This window comes from Afipia carboxidovorans OM5 (genome assembly GCF_000218565.1).
GTDB lineage: Bacteria > Pseudomonadota > Alphaproteobacteria > Rhizobiales > Xanthobacteraceae > Afipia > Afipia carboxidovorans.
In genome coordinates, this window is the sequence record NC_015684.1 from 1,140,030 (window position 1) to 1,154,215 (window position 14,186).

The 14,186-nt window shown below is 63.6% G+C and carries 12 protein-coding genes; 5 read left to right on the plus strand and 7 right to left on the minus strand.

Annotated features, from left to right (window positions below):
* Positions 1 to 121: 121 nt before the first annotated feature.
* Positions 122 to 625, minus strand: a complete 504-nt coding sequence (locus OCA5_RS05400) for a DUF1993 domain-containing protein (RefSeq protein WP_041559599.1) — start codon at positions 623 to 625, stop codon at positions 122 to 124.
* 134 nt (positions 626 to 759) lie between these two features.
* The gene (locus tag OCA5_RS05405; RefSeq protein WP_012564157.1) at positions 760 to 2,217 is read right to left on the minus strand and encodes a helix-turn-helix domain-containing protein; all 1,458 of its coding nucleotides are present in this window, start codon (positions 2,215 to 2,217) and stop codon (positions 760 to 762) included.
* Between the two features lie 182 nt (positions 2,218 to 2,399).
* On the opposite strand from OCA5_RS05405, the gene OCA5_RS05410 reads away from it, so the two are divergent.
* The 3 genes from OCA5_RS05410 (at position 2,400) to OCA5_RS05420 (ending at position 5,138) form a co-directional block, all read left to right on the plus strand.
* On the plus strand, positions 2,400 to 4,037 hold the full coding sequence (locus tag OCA5_RS05410; protein ID WP_012564156.1) for an isocitrate lyase: 1,638 nt from the start codon (positions 2,400 to 2,402) through the stop codon (positions 4,035 to 4,037).
* A gap of 38 nt (positions 4,038 to 4,075) precedes the next feature.
* Positions 4,076 to 4,282 carry a DUF4170 domain-containing protein gene (locus OCA5_RS05415; RefSeq protein WP_012564155.1) on the plus strand — a complete coding sequence of 69 codons (207 nt, stop codon included), beginning with the start codon at positions 4,076 to 4,078 and terminating at the stop codon, positions 4,280 to 4,282.
* A gap of 286 nt (positions 4,283 to 4,568) precedes the next feature.
* Positions 4,569 to 5,138 (plus strand): hypothetical protein, encoded by a 570-nt coding sequence (locus tag OCA5_RS05420; protein ID WP_012564154.1) that lies wholly within the window; start codon positions 4,569 to 4,571, stop codon positions 5,136 to 5,138.
* Positions 5,139 to 5,141: 3 nt separating this feature from the next.
* On the opposite strand, the gene OCA5_RS05425 is transcribed toward OCA5_RS05420, so the two are convergent.
* On the minus strand, positions 5,142 to 6,044 hold the full coding sequence (locus tag OCA5_RS05425; RefSeq protein ID WP_012564153.1) for a metallophosphoesterase family protein: 903 nt from the start codon (positions 6,042 to 6,044) through the stop codon (positions 5,142 to 5,144).
* Between the two features lie 430 nt (positions 6,045 to 6,474).
* Here OCA5_RS05425 and OCA5_RS05430 point away from each other — a divergent pair, with 430 nt between their 5' ends.
* Both OCA5_RS05430 and OCA5_RS05435 read left to right on the plus strand, forming a co-directional pair.
* Entirely contained in the window at positions 6,475 to 6,960 is a 486-nt protein-coding gene (locus tag OCA5_RS05430; RefSeq protein WP_013912920.1) for an NUDIX domain-containing protein, read from the plus strand.
* A gap of 205 nt (positions 6,961 to 7,165) precedes the next feature.
* Complete coding sequence (locus OCA5_RS05435) at positions 7,166 to 7,678, plus strand: GNAT family N-acetyltransferase (protein WP_013912921.1); 513 nt, start codon at positions 7,166 to 7,168, stop codon at positions 7,676 to 7,678.
* A 3-nt stretch (positions 7,679 to 7,681) separates the two neighbouring features.
* Here the strand turns inward: OCA5_RS05435 and zigA are convergent, their stop codons facing one another.
* The 4 genes from zigA to OCA5_RS05455 all read right to left on the minus strand — a co-directional run bounded on the left by zigA (position 7,682) and on the right by OCA5_RS05455 (position 14,181).
* A complete protein-coding gene (zigA, locus tag OCA5_RS05440; protein ID WP_193372368.1) occupies positions 7,682 to 8,896 on the minus strand; it encodes a zinc metallochaperone GTPase ZigA in 1,215 nt (404 codons plus the stop codon).
* Between the two features lie 252 nt (positions 8,897 to 9,148).
* Positions 9,149 to 11,545, minus strand: a complete 2,397-nt coding sequence (locus OCA5_RS05445) for a TonB-dependent receptor (protein WP_013912923.1) — start codon at positions 11,543 to 11,545, stop codon at positions 9,149 to 9,151.
* An 88-nt stretch (positions 11,546 to 11,633) separates the two neighbouring features.
* Positions 11,634 to 11,990: a DUF2946 family protein gene (locus OCA5_RS05450; protein ID WP_012564146.1), complete on the minus strand. Its 357-nt coding sequence runs from the start codon at positions 11,988 to 11,990 to the stop codon at positions 11,634 to 11,636.
* A 124-nt stretch (positions 11,991 to 12,114) separates the two neighbouring features.
* Positions 12,115 to 14,181, minus strand: coding sequence for a membrane protein (locus tag OCA5_RS05455; RefSeq protein WP_012564145.1), 2,067 nt, complete (start codon positions 14,179 to 14,181; stop codon positions 12,115 to 12,117).
* Positions 14,182 to 14,186 lie beyond the last annotated feature (5 nt).

Sequence of the window (14,186 nt, forward strand, 5' to 3'; positions counted from 1 at the left end):
GCCCCTCCCTTTTCCTCCCCCGCTTGCGGGGGAGGGTTGGGGTGGGGGTCTTTTCTGGATTGCTTCGCTGCACTCGCAATGACGGGTCGGACGCGACGCCGTAGCGCGTTGTTGATTTTCTCTAATTCGCGCCGAGGAAATCGAGCTTGCCGATTGGCACGCCATTGTGGCGGAGGATGTTGTAGGCGGTCGTGCAGTGAAAAAAGAAATTCGGCACCGCGACGTGATTCAGGAATCGCTGTCCCGATAACGTCTTGGTCTGGTCCTTGCCAACCGGGAAGGTGACGTCGCGGATATCGCTGCCGTCATAGCGCTCCGGCGGAATCGCCTTGATGTGCGCGATCGTCTTGGCAATGCGCTCCTGCAACTGCGCGAACGTCGTCTCGGTGTCCGGCATCGCCGGCACTTCAACGCCCGCAAGCCGTGCACAGGCGCGGCCGGAAAAATCACACGCGAGCTGAACCTGTCGCGTCAGCGGATACATGTTCGGATAGAGCCGCGCGTTGAGCAGCACCTCCGGTGCGAGTCCCTGGTCTTTGACATAAGCCTCGCCCTTGGCGAGAACCTTCGAGAGCGCGATCAGGGCGTGAGTGAACAGCGGAGCGGTACCATCATAGAACGACATCGGCGGGCCTTCTTGAACGTGATCGCCGCGCAGGCGGCAGCACCGATGTAACGCTTTCGTGCGGGTGTGCAACGCACGTTCCTGCGAGGACGATCTCGCGACCCGTTCGACTTCAGCTCCGTATTTCTCCGAACTCACATCTCGCGCGCACTGGCGAATGAGAACGACGACACCCGCCGCGTGTTCTCGTCGAGAATGAGCGCGCGCGTCAGCGGCGGCTCGGCGCGCTGGCTGCAATTCTCGCGCTCGCACAGGCGGCAGTTGACGCCGATCGGCGTGCCCTCGGCGCGGTCGAGATCGAGGCCCGCGGTGTAGACGAGCTTTGCGGCGTGGCGGATTTCGCAGCCGAGGCCGATGGCGAAGCGCGGCTGCACATGCGGCCACGGCACGGCGGGGCGGCGCAGCGTCTGCGCGATCGAGAAATAGCGGCTGCCGTCCGGCAGTTCGATGATCTGCTGCAGCAGCCGGTCCGGCGTGTCGAAGGTGGAGTGCACGTTCCACAGCGGGCAGGTGCCGCCGAACTTCGAGAACGGAAACGTGCCCGACGAGAATCGTTTCGAGACGTTGCCGGCATTGTCGACGCGCAGCAGGAAGAACGGCACGCCGCGCGCGTTCGGCCGCTGCAGCGTGGTGAGCCGGTGGCAGACCTGCTCGAAGCCCGCATTGAAGCGCCGCGCAAGAACGTGGAGGTCATAGCCGAGCGTTTCGGCGGCGGTGAGGAACGGCTGATAGGGCATCATCACCGCGGCGGCGTAATAATTGCCGAGCGTGATGCGGTAGAGCTTGCGCGTGGTGTCGTCGAGCGGCCCGGCGCGGTTGATGATGGAATCGAACACCGATCCCGCCTCGGACAGGCCGAGCTGGAACGCAAGCTGGAAGGTGCGCCCAATGCTGTCGACGAGTTCGGAGATCAGCACCTGACGGCGGTGGCGGTCCCAGCGCCGCAGCGTTTCCTGCATCACGTCCACCGGCATGATCCGCACGGTGGTGGAATGCTTCTCGCGCAGACGATTGCCGAGCGCGGCGAGTAAGCCCTGCGAGTCGGTGTCGATCTCGTCGCGCACGCTCTCGGCGGCAGCCTCGAGTTCGGGGAAATAATTGCGATTGGCTTCGATCAGGTCGCGCACGCGTTCGATCGGGTTCGCCTCATAGTCGTGGCCGACGGCCTTGTCGCGATCGGCAAACTGGGCGGCGACCATGGTCTCGCCGCGCCGCGCCTCGGTGTAGGCGGCATAGACCCGCTGCAGCGCGTGGGTCACGCCGGGGCAGAGTTCGGCGAGGTCGCGCAGTTCCTGCTTCGGCAGGTCGATCTGCCGGAACAGGGGATCGGAGAAGATTTCGTTGAGTTCGGCGAAGAAGCGGTCCTCGTCGGAGGTGGCGAGGTCGCGCAGGTCGAGGTCGTAGGTCTCGGCGAGGCGCAGCAGCATCTGCGCCGTCACCGGGCGCTGGTTCCGCTCGATCAGGTTGATGTAGCTCGGCGACAGGCCGAGCCCTTCGGCGATCTGGGTTTGCGACAGGTTGAGCTGCTTGCGCAGGCGGCGGAAGCGTGGCCCGACGAACAGCTTTCGTCCCGTTTCGGTGGGGGTGCGCATGGGCGTCGGTCCTGGCCTTGGAGCAAGATATTTACAAGATTTACAAATTAACGGTCATGCTGATGTAAAACTCATACAACCCATCATGATCGTTTTCCTGTGTATCTAGACGATATCTGAACAATAGCGTTGGATGCAAGGGTCCTCTTTGGCAATGCGATGTAACAAATGTAGGTATTAAAATGAACTATCAGGCACGCGACATCACCGACCATGCGGTCCAGGGTCCGTCTTCCTACGAAAGCGAGATCAAGGCGGCCGAAGCCTTGCTCAAGGACAAACCCACCTGGAACGGCGTCACGGCGGAAGCCATTGCCCGCATGCGCCTGCAGAACCGGTTCACGACAGGTCTCGATGTCGCGCGCTACACGGCGGCCCTGATGCGTGCGGATATGGCCGCGTATGACGCGGACCCCACCAAATACACCCAGTCGCTCGGTTGCTGGCACGGCTTTGTCGCGCAGCAGAAGCTGATCTCGATCAAGAAGCATTTCGGCGGCAAGACCGACCGTTGCTACCTGTATCTGTCGGGATGGATGGTCGCAGCGCTGCGCTCGGAATTCGGGCCGCTGCCGGATCAGTCGATGCACGAGAAGACCACCGTGCCGGATCTCATCAGGGAACTCTACTCGTTCCTGCGTCAAGCCGACTCGCGCGAACTCAACGACATCTTTCGCGAACTCGATGCCGCGCGTGAGGCCGGCGACAAGGCCAGGGAAGCCGCGGCGATCGCGAAGATTGATGGCTTCCACACTCATGTCGTGCCGGTGATTGCCGACATCGATGCCGGCTTCGGCAACGCGGAGGCGACGTATCTGCTCGCAAAGAAGATGATCGAAGCAGGCGCCTGCGCATTGCAGATCGAGAATCAGGTCTCCGACGAGAAGCAGTGCGGCCATCAGGACGGCAAGGTCACTGTGCCGCATGAAGTGTTCCTGGCGAAGATCCGCGCTTGCCGCCATGCGTTCCTCGAACTCGGTGTCGAAGACGGCATCATCGTCACCCGTACCGACTCGCTCGGTGCCGGCCTGACCCAGCAGATCGCCGTCAGCCACAAGCCGGGCGATCTCGGCGACCAGTACAACAGCTTCCTCGATTGCGAGGAGGTCGATGCCACCAAGATCGGCAACGGCGACGTCATCATCAGCCGCAACGGCAAGCTGCTGCGCCCGAAGCGTCTGGCGAGCAACCTGTATCAGTTCCGTCCGGGTACGGGTGCGGACCGCTGCGTGCTGGATTGCATCACGTCGCTGCAGAACGGCGCGGACCTGCTGTGGATCGAAACCGAGAGGCCGAACATCGCGCAGGTCGCGAGCATGGTCGATCGCATCCGCGAGGTGATCCCGAACGCGAAGCTCGCCTACAACAACTCGCCGTCGTTCAACTGGACGCTGAACTTCCGCTGGCAGGTGTTCGACGAGTGGAAGGCGGCCGGCAAGGACGTCAGCAAATACAACCGCGCCGAGTTGATGAAGGCGGAATACGACGACACGCCGCTGGCTATCGAAGCCGACCAGTTGATCCGCACGTTCCAGGCGGATTCGGCGAAGCGGGCCGGCGTCTTCCACCACCTCATTACGCTACCGACCTATCACACCGAGGCCCTGACAATGAACAATCTCGCCAAGGACTATTTCGGTGGGCAGGGCATGCTCGGCTACGTCAAGCACGTGCAGCGTCAGGAAATCCGCCAGGGCATTGCCTGCGTCAAGCATCAGAACATGGCCGGCTCGGACATCGGCGACGACCACAAGGAATACTTTGCCGGTGATGCGGCCCTGAAGGCGGGCGGCGTTCACAACACCATGAACCAGTTCTGACGATTGAATGGACTTCTAGCTAACCAATGGAGGCTCGGATGAGTGGCAGCAATTTTTGGGTGATCGGCGGTGAGTTCGGTTCGATGAACTTCCACAAGCTCGTCCATGGCTCGGCTCAGGTGCAGGGCCCGTTCAAGACCCGCAAGGAAGCCGAAGATGCCTGGCGCGTCGTTTCCGAGGAAAATCGTCATCGTGGCAGCGTGCGCTTTTCCGTCGTCGAGGAGCCGCAGCGCGAGAGCGCTTGAGGACGACGCGTCGAAGCAAGACTCTGAAGGCTTTCGCCGTTTCCCCCAACGGTGAAAGCCTTCAGGCGATTCTTTCCCAGGGTGGGGCGTACTCCGCGCCTGCTCTAGACTGGCCCCGCCCCTTCAAAGGGCGGGGCTTTTTTTCGTCCCAAGGCAGATCACAAGCCACAACCAAGGCACAAGGCGGCGGTCCATCCGTTGGTTATCCGGGAGCACCCCGCGAGGCGGCTAGCGGGGCGTTTTGGTTATTGCTAGGTTAATGAGAAGGAACGGGAAGGATGACCGCATGGCGGAGCAGGGTGTCGACGGAGCGGCCGTGAAGCCCGGCGCGGGGAGTCTGCGTGCTGCGCTGCACAAGGCGCGAATCGAGGCGGCGGATCGCACCGGCGTGGTCGTCGACCTGCGCGATGCCGAAGCGGCGCGTCTGGAAATCCTGAACGAAGCGCTCGACCAGCTTTTCAGCGAGATCCCGCCGGGCGTCGACCTGTTCGACCGCGGCATGAGCCAGGGCGATACCCCGCGGCTGTGGATCGATTCGATCGCTCATGTCGCGATGGGGCGCGACAAGCGGATCTATCGCTTCGTGCAGGACACCCGCTACGGCCGCACCGTGCTCGCCGAATCGCATGACGTGCCGGTGATGGTCGATGCCGTCACCGATTACATCGCGCGCCGCATCATCGAGCGCGACCGCGCGCTGGTGTCGGCCTTGCCCGCGGACATCGTGTCGCCCACGCGGAGCGTTGCGGTTGCGGCGAAACCCGCGAGCCGGTTCTGGTCGTTCGTGCTGGGCGTCATCATCGGCGCCGCCGGGCTGTTCGCTATCGCGCTGATCTCAGCGCTGCGCTCGATGTAAGCGTCAGGCGAGCGTCTCGGCCTTCAACTCCACGATGCTGTCCGGTGATGCGTCGCTGCCGAAACCGCGCACGCGGCGGCTGATGGTCCATCCCTTCGCCGCATCTTCCTCGAACGAAATAAGCTGATACGCCGCCGCCTGATGGTGCCCGCCGGTTGATGCCGAAGCCGACGGCACGCCGATCGAGGCGAAGCGGCCGCGACTGCCTTTGAACCAGACGGTTGCGTGGCGATGGTCGTGCCCGTGCAGCACGAGGTTGACGCCGTGACGCTCGAGGAGCGCAATCAGCGCTGGCGCATCGGTGAGACGCGCGCTCCATCGCCCCGGTGCCGAACGCAGCGGATGATGGATGAGAACGACGCGACACAGCGGCTCAGTTGCGATGCGCGCGAGCAGGCGGTCGAGGCCTGCGAGTTGCGCGCGGCCGATCCGACCCGTCGCCATGAACGGCGCGCTCGGCACCGCCGTGGTGAGGCCGATCAAGGCGAGCGGCCCGCGGCGGCGCAGATAGGGAAAGTGCACCTCGGTCTCGCCGTCGCCGCGCATGTAATCGGCCCACGACAGCGCGAACTGGCCGCGCGCGGCGCGCGCATAGGCATCGTGATTGCCCGGCACCAGCGAGACATCCTGCGCGGAGCCGACGGTCTCCAACCATGCGCGCGCTTGCGTGAATTCGGCCGGCAGCGCGACGTTGACGAGATCGCCTGTCACCGCGATGTGGTCGGGGCGCTGGGCGTGCAGGTCGGCGAGCAGCAGAGACAGCACGTCGCGCCGATGGATGGCATGGCGACGGCGCTTCCAGTTGGTGTAGCCGATCACCCGCTTGCCGAAGAGCTCGATCAGCCGCGCCGGCGGCATCGGCCCAAGGTGCGGATCGGAAAGATGGGCGAGGGTAAATGCTGCCATGGATCGTTGGTTCGGGCGCTGGCTGATCGCTCCCGATCAAGCCTGCCGCCGTTGTGGCCGGAAGCACAAGAGGGCGCAAGGCCTGTGGTGGCGCGGGGCAAGTTACGAAGATGAGCGTAACGTCCTTTTGCTCCGGCACCCGCAATGCGCTCCCTCTCCCCGTTGGGGAGAGGGTTGGGGTGAGGGGCTCTAAATGCCTCGATTGAAGACCTAGGTCCCCTCACCCGCTCGCCATAGCGCGTTATAGACGCGCGTAAACGCGCTGATGGCTCGCGACCTCTCCCCGTCGGGGAGAGGTGAAAGAAGAACTCGCAATGACAATGAGAGACACAGGCGCCCGGCCATGTGGAAGTACATTTCCATCAGGGCGCAAACGCTCTACTAAAAGCCATCTCCCCTCCCGCGGGCATCCGCTCAGGTGATCTCCTTCATGTCGAGCCAAAAACTGCGGCTGAAATTCGAACCCGTCATCCGCCGCGTGTTTCACGTCTATGCGCGGTTTGCGCGCGGCATGACGCTCGGCACCCGTGCCGTTGTGCTCAATGCCGAGAACCGCGTCTTTCTGGTCAAGCACAGCTACGTCTCGGGCTGGCATCTGCCGGGTGGCGGCGTCGAGACCGGCGAGACCATCCTCGCCTCATTGGCGCGTGAACTGATCGAGGAGGGCGGCATCGAACTCACCGGAGAACCGCGGCTGCACGGCGTCTATTTCAACCGTCATGTCTCGCGGCGCGATCATGTCGCGGTCTATATCGTGCGCGATTTCCGGCAGGAGAAGCTGCCGGAGCCGAACCACGAGATCGTCGCCTGCGGCTTCTTTCACCCGGCCGCGTTGCCGCCCGACACCACCCGCGGCACGCGCCTGCGGATCGCCGAAGTGCTGGAGAACCGGCCGATTCCGGCGGACTGGAGCTAAAGCGTTTTCAAGCGAAGTGGAAACTGGTTCGCGTGAAGAAAACGCGTCAAAACAATAAGCTAGAGTCTTTCCCGCTTTGATTCCATCAAAGCGGGAAAGACTCTAGCCGCGTGCGAGCGCGGCCGAAACTGGCGATTCACCCAATTCCGCCGTTCCATCATCGACGGATGGACCGGCGGCGCGGCAAGTGCTATTCGCGCGGGCGATGACCGATCTTTCCATCACCATTCTGGCGGAGACGCCGAACGACGCGCAGGCGATCGAGCGGCTGCATCAGCGCACCTTCGGGCCGGGCCGTTTCGTGCTCAGCGCCTACCGGCTGCGCGAGCATGTCGACCATCTACTCGATCTGTCGTTCACCGCGCATATCGGCACGCTGCTCGTCGGCTCTGTGCGGCAACTGCCGATCTGCATCGGCGATACGCCCGCGCTGCTGCTGGGGCCGCTGACCGTCGAGCCGCCGTTCCGTGGCCGTGGCATCGGCCGCGCGCTGATGGATCACGCGCTCGCGGAGGCGAAGGCGAAAGGCCATCGGCTCGTGGTGCTGGTGGGGGACGAGCCCTATTACGGCCGCATGGGCTTCAAGCGGATTGCGAGCGGCGTCACCACCATGCCGGGCCCGGTGGACCCGGCGCGGCTTCTGGTGCACGAGCTGGAAGAGGGCGCTTTCGAGGGCGTCTCCGGCGCGATCCGTCCGGACTGGAACGCGGTCGCGTAAATCTCACTCCGCCGCGATCTCGTCGGCGCGCAGCCAGCGCGGAAACGGATCGGGCAGTTTCGACCACGCATCGAGATGCATGCCGGGCTTGCCGCCGACCAGGCAGGCGTCGAGACGCCTGCGGATCGACTCCTCATCCATGCCGGTCCCGATGAACACGATCTCCTGACGGCGGTCGCCGTATAGTTCGTTCCAGCTCTTCTTCACCGTCTGCCGCCAGAACGGATCGTTCGGCCAGCGCTCCATCGGCACATTCGCCCACCAGAATCCGAGCCCCTCGGTTTTGACGAGGGCGCCGGCCTGGCTCAGTTCGCCGAGCCATTGCGGCCGCGTCGCCAGCCAGAAGTGGCCCTTGGCGCGGATCACGCCGCGCCAGCTTTCCTGCAGGAACTGGTGAAACTTCGCCGGCTCGAACGGGCGCCGCGCGCGATACACGAAACTCGTGACGCCATACTCCTCGGTCTCCGGCACGTGGTCGGCGAAACCGTAAAGCTCCTTCGCCCACAGCGGATGCTGCTGTGCGCGCTCGAAATCGAAACGGCCGGTGTTGAGCACGCGCTCATAGGCCACGCGCGAGTGATTGGCCTCGACGATATCGGCATCGGGGTTGAGTGCGCGAACGATCTTGCGCGCGGCATCGCGTTGCGCGGCGTCTGCATCGTCGATCTTGTTGAGCACCACGACGTCGGCGAATTCGATCTGCTCGACGAGAAGATCGACCAGCGTGCGCTTGTCGTCGTCGCCGAGCGACTCGCCGCGCTCGCGCAGAAATTCCGTCGAGGAATAATCCTTCAGGAGATTCACCGTGTCGACCACCGTGACCATGGTGTCGAGCACGGCGACGTCGGAGAGGCTTGCGCCATCTTCGTCGCGGAAGTCGAACGTCGCCGCAACCGGCAGCGGCTCGGAAATGCCGGTCGACTCGATCAGCAGATAATCGAACCGTTCGCTTTCCGCGAGTGCGCGCACTTCCTTCAGGAGATCGTCGCGCAGAGTGCAGCAGATGCAGCCGTTGGTCATCTCGACGAGTTTCTCGTCGGTGCGCGAGAGGTTGGCGCCGCCGTCACGAATGAGATCGGCATCGATATTGACTTCGCTCATGTCGTTCACGATCACCGCGACCTTCAGGCCCTGCCGGTTGTTCAGAACGTGGTTCATGAGGGTGGTCTTCCCAGCTCCGAGGAAGCCGGACAGCACTGTGACGGGGAGTTTTTGCATCGAGATCAAAAAGCCTGTGAAGGGCATCAAGCCGGGATTGAAGGGACATCGAGCCTCAATATGTTATGTTATAACATAACAATTAAAAGGATAAGGGTGTCAAGGGTCGCAGCCCAATGAAGCGGCCGCCCGAAGGCGGCCGCACCAGAGTCTTCTCCGCTTTGATCGAGACAAAGCGAGACTCCAACTTATTATTTTGGCGCGTTTTCTTTACGCGAACCGGTTTCCACTTCGCCTGAAAACGCTCAGGGGTTAGTATTTGACGTTGGCGAACAAGCGCACGCCCATTCCGGGCAACAGCACCTGGTCCTTGTTGTAGGACACCGCGTTGCGGATATCCTCGTTGAGCAGGTTGTCGCCAACGATGCCGACACGCATTTCCTGCGCGCCCCACCAGTCGTTCTTGGCAAGCTTGGTGGTGTAGCTCAGCTCCGCCTTCAGCCGGTTGTAGCCCGGCGTTGTCGTCTCGACGCCGCTGACGTTGTTCTGCGCGAACGCATGCAGCAGGTTGATGCGTGCGAGCCAGTTGGCGTCGCGATAGTAGACGCCGCCGCCAAGCCGCTGCGGCGGAATGCGCGGCACGTTGCTGCCATCGTCGAACGTCGCGCGGACAATGTCGTATTGCCCCTCGACGCCGAACTGCCCGGCCCACAACGGCATCACATCGTACTGGAACTGGAATTCCGCGCCGCGGAAATAGGCGTTGCGCTGTGCGTAGACCGCCTGATTGAGTTCGAGCGTCGGATCGGCATCGCAGACCCCGTCTTCGCACTTGTTGCCGGTGAGGTTGCGGTAGATGAAGCCGTTGAACTTCGTGGCGTAACCGGTGATCTCGAACCGGAACGGCCCGGTCGCGCGGCGCAGCCCGATCTCGATCGATCGTGCGGATTCGATCTTCAGGTTCGGATTGCCGATGTCGAACGTCGTGGTGGCATCGTGGCCGCCACGCGAGAACAGCTCCGCCGGCTTCGGCGCGCGCTCGGTGTATTGCCCGGTGATGCTGGCGACAAGTCCGTAGGGCAGGTCGTGGATCAGGCCGACGCTGCCGCTCGCTGGCGTGAAGGAGAGGTTGCGTGATAGCGAGGGGCCGATATCGCCGGGGTTGGTGTTGATGTCGAACACGTCCGGAATGAACGCGGGCATGCTGCCCTTGAGGTTGACATGCTCGATGCGGCCGGCGATCTGCGCCCGCGTTGTGTTGTTGAAGGCGAACTCGTTGAACGAATAGCCCGCGATCCGCGTGTTGCTGTTCGGGTCCCACAGTCCGTTCAACGGACTGCCGATGTCATCCGGGCTCGGCGCCGTCAGCTCTTGATGCGAGGCCTGCACGCCAAGCGCCGACGTCATCGCCGCGAATCTCAAGTTCACCGGCGCGAACTGCACCTCGACGCGGCCTTCCTGCTCCTTGTTGGTGAAGGTCTGGCGAATGCCGTCCGACAACGGATCGCCTGCATCGGCGAGCCCGATTTCATGATGCTTGTAATCGGTGACGCCCGCCCAGAAACGTATCGTATCGATCGCCGCTGCATCGGGACGATATTCGCCCTTGGCGGTGAACTTGGTCTGCCTGGCGTCGATCCGGGTGCCGAGCTCCTCGCCTTCCTCGCCGGGAATGCGATAGAGGTTGTTGTTCTGCTGGATCGCGGCGCCGATGAAGCCGCCGTCGAAGAAATACGAGCCGCCGACCGAGCCGCCATAGGAGCGGGTTCCGGTATTCGCTTGCGTGCCGTTGAATGGATGGCCCGGCTCGAAGCGATAGGGCGAGTTCGGGACGCCGTAGTCGTCGGTCTTGCGGCCGAAGCCGTCGGCGTGGATCGCAAAATTGCTGGTCGCGGCGTCCAACAGCACCGCGCCTTCGCGGCCATTGTCGATGCTCGAATAGCCCATGCGTGACTCAAAGCTGCCACAATAACCGCCGTTTCCGGACGGCGGCGCTTTCACGGCGTAACCCCATGTTTGTGCTGGCGTAATCGGATTGCAGGGCAATGCGTCCGGAATCCGGTTATTCACGGCGCTGACCACGCCTCCAATGGCATTCGAGCCATAACGCAACGTCGCCGGACCGCGGATCACCTCGACCTGATTGGTGGTGAGCGGATCGATCGGCACGAAGTGATCTTCGCCGAGATCGGATGCGCCATTGCTGCCGATGCCGTTCTCGACAATACCGACACGGTTGACATCGAGGCCGCGAATGATCGGGCGGCTCGATGCACCCGGCGCGAACGACGAGCCGGTGATGCCGGGCTTGTCGTTCAGAAGATCGCCCAGCGTCTGCGCGCCGCTGCGGCGGATTTCCTCATTGGTGACGGCCGTCACCGTCGCGAACTGATCGGCGACGATCGGCAGCGCGCCTTGCAGCGGTGCCGGTGCGGCTTCAACAACAGCCGGTGCCGCAGGGGTTTCTCGTGGTTTGCCACGGGTGCGCGCAACGTTGCTGCCGCGTTTCGATGCGGTCGCGTGATGATGCCGATGGTGATCGATCGGGCTTGGCGCATGCACCATGATTTCCGGCAGCACGGTGCTGTTTGCAACCGGTGCAGGTGAAGTGGGTTGGCTCGCCTGCTGCGCATTGGCAGGCGGCGCGGCGAGAGCGAGAGACAAAACGGAGGCGCTTGCGAGCGAAGCGCGAAGAAGAGAGCGGGGCATGATCGTCGATGATCCTGACGCCACGGGCTGCGCGTCGGCAGCGGCCATGGATTGAACGGAGTTCAGCCGCGAAAGCGGCAACGAAGGTTCAGGTCAGGAAGGAGGGCGGGCCGCGCGAGTGAAAGGCGGCCGTGCGTGCGCGTGGTGCATCCGTCAAACTGAAGGATACGAAGGCAACGGTAGAGAACGAGACGGGAAGCGGCAGCGCGGGCCCGGCCGGGCTCAGCGCGTTCGCCGTCATCGCGGTGACGATACAAACGACGCAGAGCGCATCGGCATCGTGATGGTCGGGCGTATCGCTGGAGGATTGGCTTGCGGCAATCGCGGTAGCGTCTGTCGGCGCGGCCGAGACGTGGGTGTGGCCGAACGACAGCCCGAACTGCATCGCCAGCGCAAACAGCGCGAGCAACGACAGCCCTCTGGCTTTCGTGCGCAGCCAACCCATTGGAAGTCATCCCCTGCCGGTGCGATCCTGCCCGGATGTTACAATGTAACATCGGGAGGTCAGGCGATGTCAATGCATCCGGGCCTGTGGCTGTGCACGACGGCTCGCAGCTGTGGCTTTGCCGTCACCGTCCTTCGCGCACCCAGGTCGCCGCAAAAGCGCCAAGCAGCAGGAGAAGCCCGATCAGGCCGGTGAGTGCGGGAAACACGCCGATGCCACGCACGACGCTGGCATCGCGCATTTTCACGCCGAGCCAGCCGGAGCCTTCGAACACCGACGAGCCGTGAATCGGCAGAATGCGAGGCAGCACGACACTGCCGCTCTCGGAGATGCGCCGTGCATCGCCGCCGGTCGCCTTGGCGAGCGGAGCGAGGGCTTGGGTCGTCGACGTGACCTCGGCGAATTCCTTCGGATTGGTGGGGCCGACGTTGATGAGCGCCTTCAACTCGCCATCGGTGGCTTGCCATAACCCAAGCTCGTCGGCAGGAAGCGTTGCCCGCCAGACGCCGGGCTCGCTCAAGGAAAGCGTGACCTCGCGGCTTTTGCCCGAAGGCGATGTCACCGTCACCGGCTTCACGCCTTCCGCCATGGTCTGGCGGGTGACGACGAGATCGCGCGCCTGCGTGCCGAGGCGCAGTGCTTCCTCGTCGAGTTCGGGTTGCTTCATCAACCAGTGCGACAGCCGCCGCAACAGATCGAGATGCGGGCCGCCGCCGTCATAGCCGCGCGCCCACAGCCAGATCTGGTCCGACAACAGCAGCGCGACGCGGCCTTCGCCTTGCCGCGACAGCAGCAGCAGCGGCTCACCGGCCGCGCCTTCCATCACCGGCGGCACAGTGGGGTTGCGAGTATCGACGATACGGAAGAAGCGGCCCCAGTTCGGTGGCTCGCTCGCCGCACCACTCAGCCCGCGTGTGACCGGATGACGCTTGCCGATGTCGGTCAACTGCGCGCGGAAGGCCTTTTCACTAACGCCGGTCGGCTCGGCCGGGAGCACGGTGTCGAGCGGCGTGCGCCAGATGCTGGTCTGGCTCGCATAATCGGGACCGGCGGCGACCAGCACCGCGCCGCCGCGTTTCACATAGCGTGCGATGTTGTCGAAATAGGCGGTCGGCAGCACGCCCTGCCGCGCGTAGCGATCGAAGATGATAAGCTGAAACTCGTTGATCTTCTGCTGGAACAGTTCGCGCGTCGGGAAGGCGATCAGCGAGAGCTCGTTGATTGGCGTGCCGTCCTGCTTCTCCGGTGGCCGCAGAATGGTGAAGTGGACGAGATCGACCGAGGCGTCGGACTTGAGAAGATTGCGCCAGGTGCGCTCGCCCGCATGTGGCTCACCCGAGACCAGCAGCACGCGCAGCTTGTCGCGGACGCCGTCGATCGAGACGACCGCGCGATTGTTTACCGGTGTCAGTTCGCCCTCGAGAGGCGAGGCTTCAATCTCGACGATGTTCTGGCCGGCATGCGGAATGTCGAGCCGGATGCGCGCAGTCTCGCCGCTCGCGAGTATGCGACGGCTCAGCTCTTCGCCATCGCGCCGTATGGTCACTTCGGCGCGTTCGCCGCTCACGCCCTGATCGTCGAGCTTGTAAGTGATGGTCTGTGCCTGCCCGACAATACCGAAGCGCGGCGCGGAGACGATGGCAACACGACGGTCGCGCTCGCCGGAATGTCCGCTGACGAGCGCATGCACCGGAGCCTGGAAGCCAAGCGCTTCGGAGTTCGGCGGAATATCGTGGACGCGCCCGTCGGTGATGAAGAACGCGCCGGCGATGCGATCGGTCGGCACGTCGAACAGCGTGGACGACAGTGCGGAGAACAGCCGAGTGCCGTCGGTCTCTCCGTCTGCCTGACCGGCATCGGCCACGCGGACTTCGAGCCCTTTGATCTCGCGCAGCTTTGCGAGCAGCGCGTCACGCGCTTCGTCGGTTTGTTTCGTGCGATCGCCGAAATTCTGGCTCGGGCTCTTGTCGACGATCACGGCAGCAACCGACGACAGCGGTTCGCGCGTCTCACGTGTGAAGGAGGGATTCGCGAGCGCAAGCAGGATCAGCGCCAGCGCCGCCGCGCGCCATGCCGTGCCCCGCGCACGCCGGAGCAGCAGCACGGCCACGACGACAAGCGCCGCCGCAAGCCCGAGCCACAGCACGAACATGGGGACTAATGGCGCGAAGGCGATGCCGTATTGGGTCATGCGGC